Origin of the sequence: Anoxybacter fermentans (genome assembly GCF_003991135.1) — a bacterium.
GTDB lineage: Bacteria > Bacillota > Halanaerobiia > DY22613 > DY22613 > Anoxybacter > Anoxybacter fermentans.
In genome coordinates this window covers 156,881-176,504 of sequence record NZ_CP016379.1, presented here as the reverse complement: position 1 = coordinate 176,504, position 19,624 = coordinate 156,881, and the positions used below count along the sequence as shown (strand labels likewise).

Here is a 19,624-nt window from a genome sequence, read left to right as displayed (position 1 = left end):
TTAAACCCGTTCTATAGGTGCATATTCTAATAACACTTTTTTAAGTCCATGAGGCTTTGGAAAAAGAATGTCCAATTCCTGATTCTTACCCTGGCCCCGGACTCCCACAACCGTTCCTATACCCCATTTGGGATGGCGTACCTTCTCACCACCCACATATTGAGCAAACTTACCGCTAGAAGCTGCCTCTAATTCTTCTGGCTCTTTCATCTCCTGAGCAGGCTCGTCTTCCAACGTCAATCCGAAAAGTTCGGGAGGAATATCATTAATAAATCGGGATGGCGGATTATACTTAATTTGCCCAAAGACCATCCTGCTTTTTGCTAAGGTCATATAAAGAAGTTCCCTGGCCCGGGTAATACCTACATAGCAGAGACGTCGTTCCTCTTCTAACTCACTCTCACTATCTAATGCCCTTGCATGAGGAAAAATCATCTCTTCCATCCCGGTCATAAAAACTACGGGAAACTCCAGACCTTTCACCGTATGTAGAGTCATAAGAAGAACTCCATCTTCTGCCTCATCTACTTCATCTAAGTCAGTTGTCAAGGATACTTCTTCTAAGAAAGACCCTACAGTATATCCCTGCCCACTACGAATAAATTCTTCCATTACTGAAAAAAGCTCCTGAATATTCTCAATCCTGGTCTGAGCCTCAATAGTTCCTTCACTCTCAAGGTCTTTCAAATAGCCCGACTTATCTAAAACCCGCCGGGTCAAATCCGTTACTTTTAAATCATCTCTAAATGAACGCAATATCTCCATCATTTGATAAAATTCCTTTAATCCGCTTTTCGCTTTGCCCCGGATGTTAGAAATCTGATCCACTTTCCCTGCAGCTTCATACATACTTATCCCACTTTTAGCTGCAAACTGAGCCAGACGATTAAGAGAAGTGTTACCAATTCCCCGCCGGGGCTTATTAATTATCCTCATAAATGCCAGATCATCAGCTGGATTATAGATCAGCTTTAAATAGGCCAACACATCTTTAATTTCCATCCGGTCATAAAATTTAAGACCCCCAACAATTTTATAAGGAATACGGTTTTTCATTAAAACATCTTCAAATACCCGCGACTGGGAATTAGTCCGATAGAGAATGGCAAAATCGGAGTAATTATAACCGTGCTTTCTTCTCAATTTCAAAATCTCTGAGACAACATATTGGGCTTCTTCTTTATCACTGACAGCCTCAAAAAGGGTCAGATCCTCTCCCTGCCCCTTTTTGGTCCAGAGCCGCTTTTCTTTCCGATTTACATTTTTTACAATCACATGGTGGGCTGCATCTAAAATTCGTTCAGTGGAACGATAGTTTTGCTCTAATTTAACCACCTTTGCATCTGGATAATCTTCTTCAAAACTCAAAATGTTTCGGATATCTGCCCCTCTGAAACCGTAAATACTCTGATCCGGGTCACCCACAACACAAAGGTTCCGATGCCTTTGAGCTAACAAGTTAACAAAAACATATTGAGCATGGTTGGTATCCTGATACTCATCAACCAGAATATATTTAAATTTATTCTGATAATATTTCTTTACCAGATCATATTTTTTAAACAACTCTACTGTCACCATGATTAGATCATCAAAATCCAGCGCATTGTTCTCTTTAAGAAAATCTTGATAGGGTTTATAAATTTTACTGACAATCTCTTCAAAATAATCGCCAACATTATTAGCAAATTCTTCAGGCCCAATCAGCTCATTTTTTGCATTGCTAATAGTGGCCTGAATCGCCCGCGGGTTAAATTTTTTAGTATCTATATTCAATTCCTTCATTACTTCTTTGATCACTGTCAATTGATCAGAAGTATCATAAATAACAAAATTACCCTTATAGCCTAATTTTTCAATCTCCTTTCGTAAAATCCTGACACAAATAGAATGGAAGGTTCCAATCCATAGCCCCTCTCCTTCATAACCTAAAAGTCGCTTAACTCGTTCTTTCATCTCATTGGCAGCTTTATTGGTGAAAGTCACAGCCAGAATGTTATATGGACTAATTCCCTTATAAATCATATAGGCAATCCGGTGGGTCAAAACCCGTGTCTTACCACTTCCGGCTCCCGCAAGAATTAATAAAGGGCCTGTTAGATGTTCAACTGCCTCTCGTTGTTTATCATTTAAATCCTGTAAAATTTTCATTTTAATACTTCCTCCCTTAAAAAACTTTATAAGACCAATTTACAGGTTAACCCTGTTTCTTCTTTAATCATGTATAATAAATTTTCCATATTTGGCCGATAGATAAAATAAAATAGATGGGCTGGACAACTGCAATCACTGGCGCCAAACCCGGAAATGGGAGTAAATACAGCAGGAAATTTCATAAGCCGTTGTCCTAACATACACTCCATCTCTCTCCCCCGGCCAGGTATATATCTGCAAAACTTCAGCATATTGTAACAGGTAATCAATATGCCATCTCAGCCTCTTCTCTTTTTGCAAATGGCGAGCAATACGTGCCTTTAAGTTCCTTTGAGCTGTTCCTATATAATAGTAATAACCGGGATTTAGCTCATATGTACCTAATTTGCCAATCTTAATACAGATAGATTTTTTTAATACCATTTCAATGATATAAACACCCTGATCATAAGTAATTTTACCCATAATAAACCCCTTCTTCATTGAAAATGTTATATTTCTTCCTTTTAATAAATAAAATTAAATTGGTAAGAGTCTATCGGTTGGTGAAATAAAATGAAAAAAATCAGCCTCAAATTTAACCTAAAGCAGTTTAGCATTACTCTAATTTTGTTTATTTTTTTCTTTATCATCCTGAATATTATAACTCCCAGGTATAAGGAGCTGGTATATCACCCTCTGCCAACCCATCAATTAAAAAATTTATCAGGTGAAATAGTCGATATTCCTACCCAATTTCCTAATAAAGATTACCTGATCCTCTTCTTTATCGATACATCTCCCACCTCTCTCAAACAGCTTAACGAAATTACAAAAATTGCTTCAGAAATTCCCGACAATATAGCCATCATTCTCATTCATATTGGGAGAATGAACCGTCCCCTCCCATTTTTAAATAAACCAGAATTCAATTTTTTTATCGACTTCAAAGCCGAACTGGCTCAAAAAATGGGAATTTATATCGTACCAACTTTGATACTTTTAACCAATAGTCAATATGAAATATTTTATTTTCAAGAATTAATCTCTTCTGAGCAATTGATGACCTATTTTAAAGAAAAAATAGAAATTACCACTCCTTGACACCAGATATGAATATCAAATATACTTAAATTAGTAATATATGATTAAACTGCAAAAAGCCAATTTTGAGCGACATAGAAATTTTTCGCTAAATCTTTGCGAGATTTCCAACGAAATAAGGCCTCATCTGAGGATTGATGAGCTAATCAAGGGCCAGGAGGGCCCTTTGAGTCAGGAAGCCTTATTTCGGCGGAAATCGAGCTTTAGATGATTCGAAAAATTTCTCAAAAAGCGAAAAATTAGCTTTTTGCAGTTTAACCATATATAAGAATATTATAAATAGGGAGGGGTATCATGAGATCTCCGGCAGTAATTATCCTAATTTGTCTGATACTGGTTTTAAATTTTCCTGTTTTAGCAGGTGAACGAGTAATAAAAAAAGAAACAACAATTGAAGTCAAAACTCCTTTTGTAGTTGAAGAATGTCTTAGACTGGATCGTGAATACCATGAGCCGCACCGTTTTGCCTTTGATCTATACAAATATTTCAATATTAAAGCCTTTGGGTTAAAGTATCAGATGATTACCGATTATTTTGCCACCTTTAACTGTGAATTTGACAATATTAACAATGATCTATTATTAAGTTTTGGAAACCTGTATCGTATTCCACGTAAGTATATCATATGGCATTTCTACCTGGGTGGAGAATGTACTTTTTCAAGAAATAATCAAAATTTCAATCCCTATGTTTTATTTGGAACTGATTTTCTTTTTTTCTTCTCTGAAACCAAACTTCCTTTAACGGAAACAGGTAAAGCTATTTATCGGGGCGGTTTTCGGTTTTACTTTTAATCTAGAAAGGAGTTAGTTCCATGACCAAAGGAAATCGCCTCTTCGGTATTTTTCTAGTCATTGTCGGAATTTTTCTTTCATTGGAACGGTTCCGGTTAATTGATGGAGATATCTTTTTACTTCTTTTAGGTAGTGCTTTTCTAACAGCATATTTTATCACTCACCGTATATTAGGTTTTTTAATCACAAGCTCCATCCTGATCTGGCTGGGTCTTTATATCCTGTTGATGGAACAGACATATTGGCCAAAATTGAATAATTATATCCGGGCCTGGGTTTAATACTCTTTGCTCTAATTATTGAGTTTGACTTCACCTTTATACCGGAACAGTATTTGGATTACATTAAAACCTATTGGCCTTCATTGCTAATTATAGCAGGTTTTATCCTTTTTTTGACTTAACAAAAGCATAAAATCGAAAAATAAAGATTAACATTACCAAAACAAACAAAGCACCCACAAGGTCTGCAGCAATATCCCGTAAGTCAGGTGTACGACCTGGAACAAAATATTGATGAGCTTCATCACTGAGAGCGAAAAGAAAGGTGAAAAAAAGACCAGAGAGTAGACTCTGTTTTAATTTCATCTGATGAAGTAAAAATAAGGTTGAAAAAAAGTAAAAGCCACCAAAAGCCAGAGCATGAAGAATATAATCAGGTGTCTCAACTTTAAGCTCTGACCCTGGAATTGATGAAAGATAAAAAATAAGTCCCATATAACTCAATAAAAACAATGCAGAAGTATACTCACTAAAAATTCGCCATTTCACAGGTACCCCTACTTTCTTTCTCATTTTTATATTGTATCGCTTTTCGAAAATTCTTTCAAGGAGGTTTTATGTAGATGAAAAAATATCAACTTAAGAAAATTGATATCAAAAGTGTTGCTAAACTTTATCTTATCTTTGGATTAATCTTTGGACTAATTGCAGGGATGTTTTCCGTATTTGCAATAGTTGCTTCCTCACCCCGCGCATTTTGGCCAACTTTAATTTCAGCCTTCTTTTTTATCTGTATTTATGCACTGATGGGAGCCATAGGAGCTGCAATAGCAACCTGGATATATAATCTGGCAGCCAGTAAAATCGGAGGTATTGTCCTTTACTTAAAAGAAGAGCAATATTTATCTCCAGGCCCATTGATAACTCTAAAGATCCAAAAATAACATAAAAACTCTTTACAAATTTCAATTTTGACGATATAATATTATTCAGATTGATATTACCCGGCTGTAGCGCAGCTTGGTCAGCGCGCTTGCTTCGGGAGCAAGAGGTCCCGGGTTCAAATCCCGGCAGCCGGACCATTTTTTGTAAGTAAAGACCACTCTGAAAGTGGTCTTTTTTTATTTCTCAATTAAACCCTTCTCTACCATCACTTGATACATTTCAGGATTTGCTTTCTTTAAAGCTACTGGTTTACCTTCCCGATTTATAAAACAATGAACTGTATAACCCTCTGCCAATAGCTGATCATCCCGCAAAACCCGATAGCTAAAAGTCCATGTAGCTTTATTCACACTTTTAATCTCTGTCTCCAATGTCAAAAAATCATCATACCTGGCTGAATTTTTATAATAGCAACGGGACTCAATCACAGGGCAAAAAATCCCCTTTTTCTCCATAGAACGATATTCCAGACCCAATTCTCGCAGTAACTCAGTCCTTCCCATCTCAAACCAGATATAATAATTGGCATGATGAACAATACCCATTGCATCTGTCTCTGCATATCGCACCCGAAATTGAATTTTTCCTTTCATTATCTCACCTCAATTAAATTCTATACATACATCTTTAAACCTTTTATCTTCATCCTTAATGATTATACTGCAAAAAGCTAATTTTGAGCGACATAGAAATTTTTCGCCAAATCATCTTAGCTCGATTTTCGACGAAATAAGGCCTCATCACAGGAGGTGATGAGTTAATCAAGGGCCAGGAGGGCCCTTTGAGTCAGGAAGCCTTATTTCGGCGGAAATTGAACTTTAGATGATTCGAAAAATTTCTCAAGACGCGAAAAATTAGCTTTTTGCAGTTTAATCCTTAATTAGTTTTTTCTCCTTTTGGTCGGCACCACAAAAACCAGACTCCTGCAATAAGGAGAAGTACAGGAATACCAAAGATAAGCATAGGAACGATAATTCCAATGATAATTCCTATACCTCCGACAACAACTCCAATAAGACTACCAAAAATTCCAAAGACAAGACCAATAACTCCCCCAATCAAACCTAAAATCATACCCAACAAATGCCCGAGACACCCCATCAATCCACCTCCCTATTAAATTCAGAAACCAATTTACCGCACATTACCCATTAATAAATAGCACTTTGAACCTTTTCTTCATCCAGATGACGGAAGAAAATAAAATAACAGAGTGCAGAACCAAGATAAAAAAACATGGCAAGAAAAAAGACATAACTATATCCGTATTCTGCAATAATCATTCCACTAATTGGCCCCATAACTACCCATCCCAGCTGAAATGCCATCTGACTTAAGCTATTAGCTATTCCTTTTACTTTATCTCCTACTTCTTCCATCATCAGATTGGAAGTAATGGGATTAGCAGCATTCATCAAAGCAGTTCTAAGGAGAACTGCCACCATAGCAAGGAATACATTTGAAGTGGTAGCCATAATAAAGAGAAACGGTATTGAAGACATCTGAAAGATAAAAATTCCTTTGACCCGTCCAACCTGTTTTACCAATACTGGAGCAAAAAGCGTTGCAAAAGCCGTCATTATCTGACTTAAAGCCATTACAATTCCAATAAGCGAAGTTGTCATTCCGTACTGATTTGCCAGATAAAGATTGGTATAGGGTACAAATAACCCGGCCCCAAAACCAACCAGTGCAGAAGGTAAAATGAATTTACCTAGAGTTAAAAGCTCTTTTTTATCCCTAAGCATTTTAATAATTTCATCAAAATTACGCTGTTGATGAGTCTGAATCTCCCTGATCTTAATTAATGGTACAGCCCCCAAAAAAATAATCAGAGCAGAAATCATCAGGGTAATTTTCATCGCTACCAGTGTAGTAAACCAATATGTCAAAATATCGGGAATCCATCCACCGATAATATTCCCCAACATCCAGGCCCCCACCATCAATGCTGAATTGATACTGAAAAGATGTATCCTTTCCTTCGGGGTTGTATTTTCCATAATAAAGGGTGCCTGGGCTACCATAAAAAATGAATTAAAAACTCCATTACAAAAAATAAATATGAGGATTATATTAGCATCTTCCAATAGACTTAAAATAGCAAAAGAAATTCCTGAAAATACCGCTCCTGTGATCATTGCCTTCCGCCGTCCTAACCTGTCACTGAAAACACCCGCCGGTAAAAGAATCAATACTGCTGCTAAAGCTTTTAACGAGACAGTACGACCCACAAAAGCTTCATTATACTGCAACTCTTTTAAATATAAGTTATATAAAACAAGAAACATTCCGGTACCAATAGAGTTTAAAGTCAAAGCCAAAAGATACAGCTTCACATTCTTGGAAAATCGGATTAACCTGGTATAATAATTATGAAATAACACAAACATTTTTCCCAACCCTTTTTTTGAAATTTTGTTAAAAAAAGAGAAGCCAGCTAAAAGGCTGGCCAAGAAATTTTAACTTTCTTTACGAACAATATCATCTGCAATTACCATACCGGAAACAGAAGCCTGCATCAAACCACGGGTGATTCCTGCCCCATCACCGCCAGTATAGAGATTCTCAATCTGAGTTTCCAGATTGTTATTTACTTTTAAGCGGGAAGAGTAAAACTTAACCTCTACCCCGTATAACAGAGTATCCCTGTTGTAAACGCCTGGTGACAGCTTATCTAGCGCTTCCAGCATCTCAACTATTGCTTCCAGGAATCGATGTGGAAAGACCAGACTCAAATCCCCAGGTGTAGCATCTTTTAAGGTCGGTTCCACAAGACCTCTTTGAATCCTATCTTCAGTAGAACGGCGTCCACTCAAAAGGTCACCCAATTTTTGAACAATAACACCGCCCCCTATCATATTTGCCAGGCTAGCAATATAGCGTCCATAAGTAATGGGCTCTTTAAATGGTTCAGTAAAAGTTTTACTTACTAACAGCGCAAAGTTAGTATTTTTGGTTTTGATATGGGAATGAGTATGACCATTTACAGTTATCAAACCCTGATTGTTTTCCTGAACAACCTCACCATTTGGACACATACAGAAAGTTCTTACCTTATCTTCGAATTTTTTGCTATAAAAGACCAATTTTGATTCATAAATTTCATCTGTCAGATTTTTCATTATAGCTGCTGGTAATTCTACCCGGACACCGATATCTACAGGATTGATGGCCATATCAATTCCCAACCGGGCAGCTTCTTTGCTCAACCATTCAGCATTTTCCCGACCGGGAGCAACAGTTACATATCTGGATTCAAGAATCGTTCCATCTTTCAATTTGACTCCCTTAATCCGACCGTTTTCTGCCAAAAGTTCAACCACACGCTGTCCAAGTACCACTTCTACACCATTTTCGATTAAATAATCCATCATTCCCTGCAAAACTACTTTGCTATAACCCGTTCCCAGATGACGGAGACGTGCAGGGATAAATTTAAGATTAGCCATAATTGCCCGGTCGGCAATCTCTTCAGCTTTTTCGGGTGATATACCATAAATCTTATCTCTTGCACCAAATTGTAGATAGATATCATCAGCTTTTTTGATATACTCAGCCAGTTTTTCTTTGCCGATATACTCAGGCATATGTCCACCTATTTCAGTGGATAGGGTTAATTTACCATCACTGAAAGCACCTGCACCACCCCAACCACTGACAACTGCACAGCTAGGGCATTTAATACAATTAATATTTCTGGACTTCATTGGACAGTCCCGTTCTTTTAAACTCCGCCCTTTTTCCAACATTAAAATATCCAGTTTCTTGCCACTTTTTACTAATTCCAGGGCTGTAAAAATTCCAGCAGGGCCAGCCCCAACAATAATCACATCATAATTCTTTTTCTTTACCATGGTTTTTCACTTCCCCCTCAATCAGCAAAATCAACTCATTAATAAGATCAGACATGGGTGCATTCTGCAACCCAACCAGTGTAAAATGAGGTTGGATAACCGGAAGTAAAAATTTCTTACCCCTGGCAAGCCCAATCCATTCAGCCATCCTGGGAGTAATTTCACCCATTAAGGCATTTGGCATCATAATTCCTAAAGGGCCAACAATCAAATCAACTTTCTCTATATTGACCCTGATGGCGTTCTCACCAGTGGCACCTCTTTTAGCACCACTTTGCATCATTCGACCTGTGGCCATGGCATTGGTACCAAGGGCAATAATTTCAACCTGATCTCCTAACTTTTCTACAAGTTGGGTGACTATCTGACTTCCAAGACCGCCTCCCATTCCGTCAATTACTGCAATTTTTATTTTTTCTTTCCGGTTCATACCCTTCCCTCCCCAACTTAAAATAGTTCTCCTTAAAAATTAAAATTCCTCTTTGCTTACTGTAATTATTTGAAAGGCGAAAGAAATTCTGCTCGCCTGATCAATCGGGCCAGATATAATTGTAGCAGCAATACAATTCCAATAGTCATAGTAAAGCCAACCAATCTACTTATAACCAGAAAATCATAAAAACCATGCAACAGGCTGGCCCAGGCCAGACCATATAAGATGTAGAATTTACTCCTTTCTGGATAACATCTGGCCATTCCAAAATAAAACCCTACGATTCCAGAAAAACCTGCATGAGCCAGACTTGTCACCACCGCCCTGATGACCCCTACTTTATAACCAAAAACCGTTGTATAGAACAAATTCTCAACTGCTGCAAACCCCAATCCAGCTGTTACCACATAAATAATTCCGTCCATTACTTCATTAAACTCCTTATTTCGATAAACAGAAAAATAGGCAGCAAGAAATTTAAAGACTTCCTCTGTAACACCGATAATAAAGATAGATAAAAACAATAAATCGATTAAATTATTTGGCCGATTGATCTCAATAGCAAAGGAAGTTTCAATAAGGCTGACTGGAATCACCGTCAAAGCTCCAGCAATAAATGATCGAAAGACTAATCCCCATGGCTCCGGATCCAGATAATCCTGCCTATAAAAGTACCAGACCCAGAATATCCCCGGCAAAATCGAAACTCCAAACAATAAGATAAAATCCATCATTCCACCTCCAGTTTGTTATATTTTCAATATGCCCTACTTATTCTAACATCATTCAGTAAAATGAATGGCAGAACAAAATGCCCTTTGGTCACTGTACAAAGCTAATTTTTCGAACCATCTAAAGTTCGATTTCAGTCGAAATAAAGTATGATTTCCTAAACATTAAAAAAATCCCGGGCCAGCCCGGGAATTTAAAAGGCCAATCTTTATCAGTGCATCTGCAGTAAAAACTTCCTCAATCTCCATTTAAGCTAATGTGATATATACTTCGTTAATTTCCTCTATCTCCTTTCTTCTTAACCCGTTCCATCTATTCCCAACAACCTTCGGTAATCAGAAACTTAGCTTTATTAACATAATATTTTCATTTCCCTGTTTCATAATGTTTCCCTAAAGCCTCGGGCGGACGGGAACGAACAACGGCTCCAGCTAGTACGACAATAGTTAATAAATAAGGTAACATCTGAATCAATTCACTGGCTATACCAATATTAAGACTCTGCAATCGCATCTGAATAGCATCAGTAAAAGAAAAGAGAAAACTGGCTGCTAATCCTCCCAAAGGATTCCACTGACCAAAGATATTAGCAGCAAGGGCCATATACCCCCTTCCTGCTGACATATTCATACTAAACCAGTTTAAATGACCAAGAGAAAGATACACACCACCCAACCCGGATAAAATACCGCTTAAAATCACGCTGAAATACTGTATCCCTTTAATATTTATACCCAATGTATCTGCTGCTTCTGGATGTTCACCAGTTATTCTAATCCTTAAGCCTAGAGGTGTTTTAAATAAAAGTACCCATCCTGAAAATACCAGAATAAACATCAAATAAACCAGGGGAGATTGAGTTCCCAGCAACTTACCAATTACAGGAATATCTTTTAATACGGGTATTGAAATTTCTTTTAAACCGTTTACATTGGGAGAAGTACCGCGGCTACCCCATAAAATCTGCATTAACCAGGTGGTAAACCCTAAAGTCAGAATATTTAATCCAACCCCTGCCACAACATGATCTGCCTTAAATTTTATTGTAAAGAGGGCAAAAATAGCTCCCAATAAACCACCTGCAACCATAGCCAGAAATACTCCAAACCAGGGACTACCAGTATAAAAAGAGCCAAGAACGCCAGCAAAAGCACCTATAAGAATCATACCTTCCAGACCAATATTAATTATTCCTGATCGTTCGGAAAAGGCCCCTCCCATAGCTGCTAAAGCAATAGGAGTAGCCATACGAATAGCTGCTGCTAAGGTATTTATATTAAAAATAGTACTAATAACATCATTCACTATAACCACCTCCCCTGCTTTTCTTAAATACTTCAGATAGTATCTGAATCAGGGCAGGAGCAGCTACAAAGAGGATTACTAATCCCTGAACGATGGTCATTAAATCCATGGGAATTTTGGCGAAAAGCTGCATCGACATTCCTCCAGCTTCCAGGGCTCCAAACAACAAGGCAGCCAACAACACACCCCAGGGTTTATTTCTCCCCAAAACAGCCACGGCAATACCGGTAAAACCATAACCAGGAGAAAAGTTTGTTATAAAACGGTGCAAAACTCCCATTACCATAGTACTTCCTGCCAGACCAGCTACAGCTCCACTGATAATCATTGAAAACACTATCATTTTCTCCGGACGAATGCCAGCATATTCAGCAGCAGCCGGATTTTCACCTACTGCCTGCAAATCATAACCCAAAGATGTTTTTTTAAATAATAAATCAATTATTATTATTACAAATACCCCTAAAAAAATTGCCCAGGTTAAACGAGTATAGGGGATTAATTCAGTTAAACGGGCAGCTTCTGGAATCAGAGCAGTCTGATCTACTGGTCCAGGTTCCTTAAAATAGTTTTTTAACAAAAAGGTGGTAGCTAAAATACCTATATAATTTAACATAATGGTCGTTATCACTTCATGAGCTCCGGTTTTTGCCCTTAAATAACCAGGAATAGCCCCCCAGATCCCTCCAACTAAAGCACCTGCCAACAAAGATAAAGGTATTAAAATAAAACTGTTTAAATTTGAAAAAGTCAAGGCAACTATTGCAGTAGCTAAGGCCCCCCAATATAATTGACCTTCTCCCCCAATATTAAACAAACCGGTTTTAAATCCAATAGCTACCGCAAGACCAGTAAAGATCAAAGGTGTAGTCTTTAATAATGTTTGAGACAGATTATAAATATTGCCAAAAGCGCCATAAAACAAATTATAATAAGCATCAATCACATTATAACCGGAGACAAATATCAAAACTGCACCTATCAACAACGCGATAATAATAGCAATCAAAGAATAAATTAAATCAGATATTCCCGACAGATTTTTTAACCTATTTATAACTTTAACTCCTTCCGGCATCTTTTATCTCCTCCAATCCTTGACCAGCCATCAACAAGCCCAACTCTTCATCGGTAAAATCATCTATCTTACCTTCTGCCACAATCTCTCCCTCATAAAGAACAATTACTCTATCACTTAATGCCCGTAATTCATCCAATTCAGCAGTGATTAATAAAATCCCTTTCCCCTTATCCCTCATCTCTAACAATAATTTATGAATATATTCAATAGCTCCCACATCAACACCCCGGGTCGGTTGGGCAGCTATAATCAACTCAGGATTGCGGGACAACTCCCTGCCAATAATCAACTTCTGCTGATTTCCCCCAGAAAGCTCAAAGGCTCTTGCTTTACTGCTAATACTCCGTACATCAAATTGTTTCATAACCTTTTGACTATAACTTTGAATTTGATTATGGACCAATATACCTTTTTTAGCAAAAGGTTTATTCCACTCTAAACCCAGAATAATATTTCTCTCCAGATCAAAATTGCCAATCAATCCCCGTCTAAGTCGGTCTGAAGGAATATGAGCCAGCCCTAACTCTCTTCTAGCTGCTGTACTTAATTTAGTTATCTCCTGATTATTAAAGAAAATTTTTCCCTGGTCAACCTCCATTAATCCCATCAATATCTCCTCTAATTCTAATTGACCATTTCCCTCTACGCCTGCAACACCCAATATTTCTCCCCTTTTTATCGAAAAATTTATATTTTTAAGCCTTAAATAACTTTTTTTATTGGTAGCATACAGGTTCTCAACCTGTAGTACAACATCACCTGGATTTTTAAACTGTTTATCAACTTTTAAAATAACTTCACGGCCCACCATCATTCGGGCAAGTTCCTTAGGAGTAGTCTCCTCTGTTTTAACAGTACCCACATTTTTACCATCTCTTAAGATAGTTATCCGATCAGAGATAGCCATCGTCTCTTTTAATTTATGAGTAATGAAAATAATAGTTTTTCCGTCTTTTTTTAATTTCTCCATAACAGCAAAAAGTTCTTCTACTTCCTGGGGAGTCAAAACAGCCGTAGGTTCATCTAAAATCAAAATATCAGCCTGGCGATAAAGGGCTTTTAATATTTCCACCCTCTGCTGTTCCCCCACAGAAATATTTTCAATTTTAGCATCAGGATTAACTTTCAAACCATATCTTTCTGATAACTCCCTGACTGCCTTTTTAGCTCTGGCCTGATCTATAAAAATTCCATTTTTCGGTTCAAGGCCGGCAACAATATTTTCCGTCACTGTCAAACGATTAACCAACATAAAATGTTGATGAATCATTCCAATCCCCAGAGCAATTGCTTCCCGCGGACTATTAATCTCTACTTCCTTTTCATTAATATAAATACTTCCACTATCCTTTGAATACAATCCGAAGAGAATCTTCATCAAAGTAGTCTTTCCAGCACCATTTTCTCCTAAAATACAATGAATCTCTCCTTTGTTTACCTCTAAATTAACGGAATTATTGGCTATTATATCTCCAAAACGTTTAGTTATGTTTTTTAACATCACCGCTTTCATTACTCATCACTTCCCAAACTTAAATTTTATCTAAAGGTTTTAAAGAAAATTCTATCAGATAAGGGGCAAAAGATGCCCCTTATCCTACTATTCTATATCTTCAATTTTATCTGGAATCTCTATTTCACCATTTATCATTTTAATCTTAACTTCCTCTAATTTTTTAATAATATCATCCGGTAAAAGATTCTTTGTATAACCTAAAGCATTTTCTTTAACTCCCAATAAATGAATACCGGGTTGGAATTCATTATCCAAAACCTGTTTGATAGCAATTAAAACAGTATTATTAACAAATTTCATACCATTAGTTAAAACATTATTAGGTGCTAAATAACCTTGATCTGAGTCTGCACCAATAACAAAACGATTTTGCTCTTCAGCAGCTTTAATAACTCCCAGACCGGATCTACCAGCAGCTCCCCAGATAATATCTGCGCCCTGTTCAAACATAGAAAGGGCCAATTCTTTACCTTTAGCTGGATCTGCCCAACTACCAACATAGGAATAAAGAACTTTAACCTCTGGATCGATATATTTTGCTCCGGCAATAAAACCTGCTATATTAGCATCAATTAATGGAATTTTCATTCCCCCAATAACCCCAACTATTTTTTCTGGATTAACTCTAGGATCATCAGCTCTGGTTGTCATAAGAGCAGCAGCTACTCCCAAAAGAAATCCTCTCTCTTTTTCTTTATAAACATAAGATGCCACATTTGGTTTATCAACTACCATATCAACAATAGCAAATTTTTGATTGGGAAACCTGTCAGCAACTTTACTTAAGGCATCAGCCTGATCAAACCCAATGGAAATAATCAAATCATATCGACGGGTATTAGCAAACTGAGTCAAAAAAGTTTCATATTCAGCAATTGCTGTAGGTTCAGCCTGATCAAATTCAATTCCAAATTTTTCTTTTGCCAAAAGCATTCCTTCATAAGCAGAATCGTTAAAGGACTTATCACCTAAACCCCCTGTAGCAAAAATAATTGCCACTCTACCCTTTGCCAATACCATCCCTGTAATGGACAAAAGCAAGACCCCAACCAAAATAACCAGAGTTAGACCCCTTTTCATCATTTTTAAATCCCCCTTTTTTAGTTTAATGATTGATATTTAAATCAAGATAAATATATCTTCTGATTAATCAACCAAAAGGGAATTAAAGAAGGACAGTCAGGGATTTTCTACCAAAAAATAGTAAAACAATCATTTGGAATTGTTAGATGATTCAGAATATACTGGTAAGGAAAATTGTATATCTGTATTAAAAATAGCATGCAAATTACACAAAACTTATTTGAAACTTTATATTTTATTACCTTTCTTTAATAAATTCTTCCTAAAAATCAAGATTCCTTTTTATTTACTGTGAATTATTTGAAAGGTGAGAGATATTTTACTCACCTAATCAACCGGGCCAAATACAATTACAGCAGCAATAAAAATCGAACTTATAATTCTCCACTTCAAAATAGAGTAAATTTTATTGGGTCTATAATTAATGTTGTGAAGAAAAAATTATAAAAAATAAAAAGGCATTTGCTGGCCCCGTTGAATTAATTAGTTGCGAACTAAAAACCAAAGAAAGGAGCCCAGCAAATGCAAGATAATAATATCATAAAATTTCTTGATTTGCCAGACATTATTGCAACTGAAATTATTTCAACGGAGGACAGATATATTTTTATTGCTGAAGCAAAGAAAAATCATATTGTGTGTCCTCAGTGTGGTAATATCACTAATAAAATCCATGATACAAAATGGCAAAATATTAGAGACATCCCCATAAGAGGTAAACTAGTAATCATTAGACTTCTAAAGAAAAGATATCGTTGTCCTTATTGTCATAAGAGGGGTATCCCTGAAAAATATGAAAGTATTGATAAATATGCCCGTAAAACCAAACGCTTTGATAAATATCTTGCTAAAGAAACTGTCAGCAAGGATTATTCTAAAGTTGCTAGAGAAAACGGGTTAAGTTATACAGCTGTTAATAATGCAGTTAAAAAAGTAATTGACCCTCTCATTGAACAACAACTTTCAAAACTTAGTCAATTAAAAGCCATCAGTATCGATGAATTTGCAGTTTTAAAACGCCATAAATATGGAGTTAGCATTACAGATCCAATTAATCGGGAGTTAATTGACATTTTACCTACTCGCAAAAAGGATGATTTAATTAACTACTTTAATTGTTGGGAAGATGAACAAAGACGGCAAATTCAATCGATTTCTATGGATATGTGGCGGCCGTTCAAAGCAGTAGCAGATGCAGCATTTACTCATGCAAAAATTGTTATAGATAAATTTCACCTTGTAACTTTAATGAACAAAGCCCTTGACGAAGTTAGAAAACAAGTTCAACAAACAGTAAATAATCATCAGAGAAGAAAGTTTTTTCAAATTCGTTTATTACTCCAAAAACGAGCTGAAGAACTGACAGATGAAGAACATGAAAAGCTCATCGAATTATTTGAACTCAGCCCAGCTTTAGAAAAAGCCTGGGAACTAAAAGAGGAATTCAGAGACTTATTGCAGCTAGATGATGTAAAAGAAGCTACCAGAGCTCTAAAAAGGTGGTATAAAGAAGTAATAAAAAGCAAGCTGATACCTTTTTACCAGGTAAAAAAGATAATACAAAGATGGGAAGAAAAAATACTAAATTATTTTAAGACTAAGATAACCAATGGCTTTGCTGAGGGTATCAATAACAAGATTAAATTGATCAAAAGGATTGGATATGGTGTTCCAAATGTTATGAATCTAAGGAGAAGAGTATTTAATGCAATGTTAAGTTATTAAATTTAAATGTTTATTCCAAAATCACTTCACCAATCAATTCAACGGAGCCAACTTATCTTTCACAACATTTGACGGAGAACCAATTTTTTTTATGACTAATTTCATCTTTTGTCACATCAATATTATTTATATATATGCTCCCATTGGTTGGCCTGTAAAACCCATTTAACAACAGTATTGTAGTAGTTCTACCCGCTCCGTTTGGTCCGATTAAACCATATATTTCTCCTTTTTTAATTTTCAGGTTAAGTTTTTTAACAACCTCTCTATCACCAAACTTTTTAGATAAATTATTAGTTTTAATTATGTACTCTTGCATTTTCATACCCCCTGATAAAGTTATTTTATAATCCAATGAAATTATTTTATAAAATTGTTAATTTCTTTCATATGGCTCTTTTTCCAGCCAACTAATATTTTTTCAACTTGACTTTTTTCATTTATAAAAATTAACGATGGGTAAGTGACTATTTTAAAATTTTCATAAATATCATTTTCTATATCTAATAATACTTTAAATATATTAGATTTGTTCCAAGTAAATGGCTTGAAAGAGTAAACAATTATATCCGCCACAGGCTTAAATGCTTCTTTAAAACTGTTGTTTTTGCATAAAAAGACAGTTGGACAACATTCATTTTGCAAAACCCCGAAAGGTGGCTTAATTTCTATCGCATCAATATGGACGTTTGCTTTACATTAGTTACTAATATGTAGTTTTTAAAGATCAAAAAGCGTAAAACTGGCTTTAGGACATCTGTTTAAGAGAGAATTCCATTTATTTTCGGTTTACTTGCCGATTTTAAGTTAAAATAAAAGCTTAATCTGAAAATAATTAATGGAATCCTTATTCTACCCGCCAGTCTAATTTTTTGACAGCAAAATACAACAGACCAATAGTAAACAATATTAGACATGTTAGATTAATATAAAAAGTCTTATCTACCACTCCCAACAAAACTGACCTGAATGCATCGGCTGCATAACTTGTGGGAAACAACTTGGAAGTATATCTGAATATAACGGGTAAATTCTCAATTGGAATCAATACCGGAGATAAAAACATTATAATCATCATTGTTATATTATTCAACATATTGGCATGGTGTCCATTTCTGGCACAAACCCCATACAGTGTTCCTAAACCAACCATCGATAAACCGGAGAAAATCATTACTACAACAATCATGGGATGAAATACAATGGGGAAATTTAACCATAATTTACCAATAAACAATGTTAACAACATACCAGGAATAGTAAAAATTGTACTTATAGTCGTAAATCCTAAAATCAATTGAAGTTTAGAAAAAGGAAGCGTTGCAAAATAATCCAGATCATTTTCACAATGGAAACAATGGGCCAATTAAAATATGAAAATACTACTCATTCCGAACATTTGCCCACCGAACAAAAGCCAGGTTAAAATACACCTAAAATTATCTGTATATTCTGGACATTAACTTCCCTTTGTCAATTACCACTCTACCATTATTACTAACATAAGCATTAATTACTCTCATCGTTTTTAACCCTCCCACTCAGTTGAATATATACATCTTCTAATGTTGGAGTCAATATTCTAAAATCATTCAACTTCTTTAAACCTATGTTTTCAATAACAAAATGCACAGCATCTTCAAGGTCATTTTCTTCAATATAAATTGTCCATTGATTTTCTCCCTGAGGAACAATCTGAAATTTTTGACTCTATAATAAAATGAAATCCAGGCCCTCCGCAGTGGAATTTAATTTCATCTCCAATTTTACTTTACGGGAAATTCTCTTTTTCAACTCCCCTACTGTATCAATAGCTCTTACTTCGCCATGATTAATCAATCCCACTTTTTGCAACACTTTTTCCGCTTCGATAACATTATGTGTTACCAGAATAATAATCAAACCCTGTGTTCTATTTAATTCCAATAATTTGTCCCAGACCTGTTTGCGATGTACGGGATCAAGGTAATTGGTAGATTCATCTAACATGTACCCGCAAATCACCCAATGTCCCTATTCTCTGTGTCATATAACCAATAAAATGAGTAACTACTTCAGGATTTGAACTCACTTCCTGGTCGTAAAATTTAATACTTCCTTTCGTAGGCTTTAAAAGCCCGACCATCTGTTTTACCAGAGTTGTCTTTCCCGCCTCATTTGGGCCCAATAAGCCAAATATTTCTCCTTCTTTAATAGTTAAATTAATATCCTTATTGGCAATAACAGAACCTTTTTTGTAAGTTTTACATAAATTTGTTATTTTATAAACCTCCATAAACTCTCCCGCCTTTAAAATTATTTGTAAAACAATAATTTATAAAAAAATAAATTACATTTAAAAAAACGTATAAAAAACTACTTAAGATTAATTTTCCAATATTTATGCCAACTATATTATAATATATTTAATCATTAAATTCAATTATAAATTAACAATTTTTATCAATATATTAAAAACCCGCCTTTAATCACTCCAACAAATCGGAGCATTTTCTGGCGGGTTATAATAAATTTATACATAACATATTATTCTAGATACCTTTTTGTATTACTTATCTTTTTGTAAATTATAATTGCTTTATCATAAAAAACTGATTTTGACCACCATAAAATTTTTCATTAAACCATCTTAATTAAATAGAAGAAAAAGACGGTTTAATGAAAAATTTCTTTTAAAATGAAAACATCAGCTTT

General features: G+C 35.6%; 24 protein-coding genes and 1 tRNA gene. 6 read left to right on the top strand and 19 right to left on the bottom strand.

Annotated features, from left to right (window positions below):
• Genes pcrA through BBF96_RS00810 form a run of 3 tightly spaced genes read right to left on the bottom strand, consistent with a single transcriptional unit; the run spans position 1 to position 2,619 of the window.
• Positions 1-2,151, bottom strand: coding sequence for a DNA helicase PcrA (gene pcrA / locus BBF96_RS00815; RefSeq protein ID WP_127015389.1), 2,151 nt, complete (start codon positions 2,149-2,151; stop codon positions 1-3).
• Between the two features lie 26 nt (positions 2,152-2,177).
• A complete protein-coding gene (locus BBF96_RS17265; RefSeq protein WP_418654995.1) occupies positions 2,178-2,336 on the bottom strand; it encodes a hypothetical protein in 159 nt (52 codons plus the stop codon).
• Positions 2,287-2,619, bottom strand: coding sequence for a GIY-YIG nuclease family protein (locus tag BBF96_RS00810; RefSeq protein WP_164730828.1), 333 nt, complete (start codon positions 2,617-2,619; stop codon positions 2,287-2,289). The genes BBF96_RS17265 and BBF96_RS00810 overlap by 50 nt, the downstream gene beginning before the upstream one ends.
• Before the next feature lie 90 nt (positions 2,620-2,709).
• On the opposite strand from BBF96_RS00810, the gene BBF96_RS00805 reads away from it, so the two are divergent.
• From BBF96_RS00805 to BBF96_RS00795, 3 genes are all read left to right on the top strand, one after another.
• Positions 2,710-3,237, top strand: coding sequence for a hypothetical protein (locus tag BBF96_RS00805; protein ID WP_127015387.1), 528 nt, complete (start codon positions 2,710-2,712; stop codon positions 3,235-3,237).
• Between the two features lie 294 nt (positions 3,238-3,531).
• Complete coding sequence (locus BBF96_RS00800; RefSeq protein WP_127015386.1) at positions 3,532-4,032, top strand: hypothetical protein; 501 nt, start codon at positions 3,532-3,534, stop codon at positions 4,030-4,032.
• A gap of 20 nt (positions 4,033-4,052) precedes the next feature.
• Positions 4,053-4,313 (top strand): hypothetical protein, encoded by a 261-nt coding sequence (locus BBF96_RS00795; protein WP_127015385.1) that lies wholly within the window; start codon positions 4,053-4,055, stop codon positions 4,311-4,313.
• Positions 4,314-4,415: 102 nt separating this feature from the next.
• On the opposite strand, the gene BBF96_RS00790 is transcribed toward BBF96_RS00795, so the two are convergent.
• Positions 4,416-4,802, bottom strand: coding sequence for a VanZ family protein (locus BBF96_RS00790; RefSeq protein WP_164730827.1), 387 nt, complete (start codon positions 4,800-4,802; stop codon positions 4,416-4,418).
• Between the two features lie 74 nt (positions 4,803-4,876).
• On the opposite strand from BBF96_RS00790, the gene BBF96_RS00785 reads away from it, so the two are divergent.
• Both BBF96_RS00785 and BBF96_RS00780 read left to right on the top strand, forming a co-directional pair.
• Entirely contained in the window at positions 4,877-5,197 is a 321-nt protein-coding gene (locus BBF96_RS00785; RefSeq protein ID WP_127015383.1) for a hypothetical protein, read from the top strand.
• Between the two features lie 60 nt (positions 5,198-5,257).
• Positions 5,258-5,335 (top strand) — tRNA-Pro (locus BBF96_RS00780).
• A 39-nt stretch (positions 5,336-5,374) separates the two neighbouring features.
• Here BBF96_RS00780 and BBF96_RS00775 read toward each other — a convergent pair.
• From BBF96_RS00775 to BBF96_RS00730, 10 genes are all read right to left on the bottom strand, one after another.
• The gene (locus tag BBF96_RS00775) at positions 5,375-5,791 is read right to left on the bottom strand and encodes an acyl-CoA thioesterase (RefSeq protein ID WP_127015382.1); all 417 of its coding nucleotides are present in this window, start codon (positions 5,789-5,791) and stop codon (positions 5,375-5,377) included.
• Between the two features lie 283 nt (positions 5,792-6,074).
• Complete coding sequence (locus tag BBF96_RS00770; RefSeq protein ID WP_127015381.1) at positions 6,075-6,299, bottom strand: hypothetical protein; 225 nt, start codon at positions 6,297-6,299, stop codon at positions 6,075-6,077.
• 50 nt (positions 6,300-6,349) lie between these two features.
• Positions 6,350-7,591, bottom strand: coding sequence for an MFS transporter (locus BBF96_RS00765; protein ID WP_127015380.1), 1,242 nt, complete (start codon positions 7,589-7,591; stop codon positions 6,350-6,352).
• Between the two features lie 69 nt (positions 7,592-7,660).
• On the bottom strand, positions 7,661-9,055 hold the full coding sequence (locus tag BBF96_RS00760) for an NAD(P)/FAD-dependent oxidoreductase (RefSeq protein WP_127015379.1): 1,395 nt from the start codon (positions 9,053-9,055) through the stop codon (positions 7,661-7,663).
• Positions 9,033-9,485 (bottom strand): DUF3842 family protein, encoded by a 453-nt coding sequence (locus tag BBF96_RS00755; RefSeq protein ID WP_205665676.1) that lies wholly within the window; start codon positions 9,483-9,485, stop codon positions 9,033-9,035. The genes BBF96_RS00760 and BBF96_RS00755 overlap by 23 nt, the downstream gene beginning before the upstream one ends.
• A 65-nt stretch (positions 9,486-9,550) precedes the next feature.
• Entirely contained in the window at positions 9,551-10,219 is a 669-nt protein-coding gene (locus BBF96_RS00750) for a PrsW family intramembrane metalloprotease (protein ID WP_127015378.1), read from the bottom strand.
• Between the two features lie 367 nt (positions 10,220-10,586).
• A complete protein-coding gene (locus BBF96_RS00745) occupies positions 10,587-11,525 on the bottom strand; it encodes an ABC transporter permease (protein WP_236777854.1) in 939 nt (312 codons plus the stop codon).
• Positions 11,518-12,603 (bottom strand): ABC transporter permease, encoded by a 1,086-nt coding sequence (locus BBF96_RS00740; RefSeq protein WP_127015377.1) that lies wholly within the window; start codon positions 12,601-12,603, stop codon positions 11,518-11,520. Before BBF96_RS00740 ends, BBF96_RS00745 begins: the two co-directional genes overlap by 8 nt.
• Entirely contained in the window at positions 12,587-14,119 is a 1,533-nt protein-coding gene (locus BBF96_RS00735) for an ABC transporter ATP-binding protein (protein WP_127015376.1), read from the bottom strand. Before BBF96_RS00735 ends, BBF96_RS00740 begins: the two co-directional genes overlap by 17 nt.
• Before the next feature lie 87 nt (positions 14,120-14,206).
• Positions 14,207-15,202, bottom strand: coding sequence for a BMP family lipoprotein (locus BBF96_RS00730; protein WP_164730826.1), 996 nt, complete (start codon positions 15,200-15,202; stop codon positions 14,207-14,209).
• 525 nt (positions 15,203-15,727) lie between these two features.
• On the opposite strand from BBF96_RS00730, the gene BBF96_RS00725 reads away from it, so the two are divergent.
• Positions 15,728-16,930: an ISL3 family transposase gene (locus BBF96_RS00725; protein WP_127015374.1), complete on the top strand. Its 1,203-nt coding sequence runs from the start codon at positions 15,728-15,730 to the stop codon at positions 16,928-16,930.
• A 52-nt stretch (positions 16,931-16,982) separates the two neighbouring features.
• Here the strand turns inward: BBF96_RS00725 and BBF96_RS00720 are convergent, their stop codons facing one another.
• The 5 genes from BBF96_RS00720 to BBF96_RS00700 form a co-directional block, all read right to left on the bottom strand.
• Positions 16,983-17,249: an ATP-binding cassette domain-containing protein gene (locus BBF96_RS00720; RefSeq protein ID WP_205665675.1), complete on the bottom strand. Its 267-nt coding sequence runs from the start codon at positions 17,247-17,249 to the stop codon at positions 16,983-16,985.
• Between the two features lie 41 nt (positions 17,250-17,290).
• Positions 17,291-17,575 carry a hypothetical protein gene (locus tag BBF96_RS00715; RefSeq protein WP_127015373.1) on the bottom strand — a complete coding sequence of 95 codons (285 nt, stop codon included), beginning with the start codon at positions 17,573-17,575 and terminating at the stop codon, positions 17,291-17,293.
• Between the two features lie 202 nt (positions 17,576-17,777).
• Positions 17,778-18,296: an ABC transporter permease gene (locus BBF96_RS00710; RefSeq protein ID WP_127015372.1), complete on the bottom strand. Its 519-nt coding sequence runs from the start codon at positions 18,294-18,296 to the stop codon at positions 17,778-17,780.
• Positions 18,297-18,640: 344 nt separating this feature from the next.
• Entirely contained in the window at positions 18,641-18,919 is a 279-nt protein-coding gene (locus BBF96_RS00705) for an ATP-binding cassette domain-containing protein (protein WP_127015371.1), read from the bottom strand.
• Positions 18,909-19,205, bottom strand: coding sequence for an ATP-binding cassette domain-containing protein (locus tag BBF96_RS00700; RefSeq protein ID WP_127015370.1), 297 nt, complete (start codon positions 19,203-19,205; stop codon positions 18,909-18,911). The genes BBF96_RS00705 and BBF96_RS00700 overlap by 11 nt, the downstream gene beginning before the upstream one ends.
• Positions 19,206-19,624: the final 419 nt, after the last annotated feature.

Excerpts from the sequence above, each read along its gene's own strand:
- BBF96_RS00735 (WP_127015376.1), bottom strand. The coding sequence starts at position 14,119 with ATGAAAGCGGTGATGTTAAAAAACATAACTAAACGTTTTGGAGATATA.
- BBF96_RS00785 (WP_127015383.1), top strand. The coding sequence starts at position 4,877 with ATGAAAAAATATCAACTTAAGAAAATTGATATCAAAAGTGTTGCTAAA.
- BBF96_RS00755 (WP_205665676.1), bottom strand. The coding sequence starts at position 9,485 with ATGAACCGGAAAGAAAAAATAAAAATTGCAGTAATTGACGGAATGGGA.
- BBF96_RS00740 (WP_127015377.1), bottom strand. The coding sequence starts at position 12,603 with ATGCCGGAAGGAGTTAAAGTTATAAATAGGTTAAAAAATCTGTCGGGA.
- BBF96_RS00810 (WP_164730828.1), bottom strand. The coding sequence starts at position 2,619 with ATGGGTAAAATTACTTATGATCAGGGTGTTTATATCATTGAAATGGTA.
- BBF96_RS00700 (WP_127015370.1), bottom strand. The coding sequence starts at position 19,205 with ATGGAGGTTTATAAAATAACAAATTTATGTAAAACTTACAAAAAAGGT.
- BBF96_RS17265 (WP_418654995.1), bottom strand. The coding sequence starts at position 2,336 with ATGAAATTTCCTGCTGTATTTACTCCCATTTCCGGGTTTGGCGCCAGT.
- BBF96_RS00720 (WP_205665675.1), bottom strand. The coding sequence starts at position 17,249 with ATGCAAGAGTACATAATTAAAACTAATAATTTATCTAAAAAGTTTGGT.
- BBF96_RS00705 (WP_127015371.1), bottom strand. The coding sequence starts at position 18,919 with ATGTTAGATGAATCTACCAATTACCTTGATCCCGTACATCGCAAACAG.
- BBF96_RS00725 (WP_127015374.1), top strand. The coding sequence starts at position 15,728 with ATGCAAGATAATAATATCATAAAATTTCTTGATTTGCCAGACATTATT.
- pcrA (WP_127015389.1), bottom strand. The coding sequence starts at position 2,151 with ATGAAAATTTTACAGGATTTAAATGATAAACAACGAGAGGCAGTTGAA.
- BBF96_RS00805 (WP_127015387.1), top strand. The coding sequence starts at position 2,710 with ATGAAAAAAATCAGCCTCAAATTTAACCTAAAGCAGTTTAGCATTACT.
- BBF96_RS00770 (WP_127015381.1), bottom strand. The coding sequence starts at position 6,299 with ATGGGGTGTCTCGGGCATTTGTTGGGTATGATTTTAGGTTTGATTGGG.
- BBF96_RS00730 (WP_164730826.1), bottom strand. The coding sequence starts at position 15,202 with ATGAAAAGGGGTCTAACTCTGGTTATTTTGGTTGGGGTCTTGCTTTTG.
- BBF96_RS00800 (WP_127015386.1), top strand. The coding sequence starts at position 3,532 with ATGAGATCTCCGGCAGTAATTATCCTAATTTGTCTGATACTGGTTTTA.
- BBF96_RS00765 (WP_127015380.1), bottom strand. The coding sequence starts at position 7,591 with ATGTTTGTGTTATTTCATAATTATTATACCAGGTTAATCCGATTTTCC.
- BBF96_RS00795 (WP_127015385.1), top strand. The coding sequence starts at position 4,053 with ATGACCAAAGGAAATCGCCTCTTCGGTATTTTTCTAGTCATTGTCGGA.
- BBF96_RS00760 (WP_127015379.1), bottom strand. The coding sequence starts at position 9,055 with ATGGTAAAGAAAAAGAATTATGATGTGATTATTGTTGGGGCTGGCCCT.
- BBF96_RS00750 (WP_127015378.1), bottom strand. The coding sequence starts at position 10,219 with ATGGATTTTATCTTATTGTTTGGAGTTTCGATTTTGCCGGGGATATTC.
- BBF96_RS00775 (WP_127015382.1), bottom strand. The coding sequence starts at position 5,791 with ATGAAAGGAAAAATTCAATTTCGGGTGCGATATGCAGAGACAGATGCA.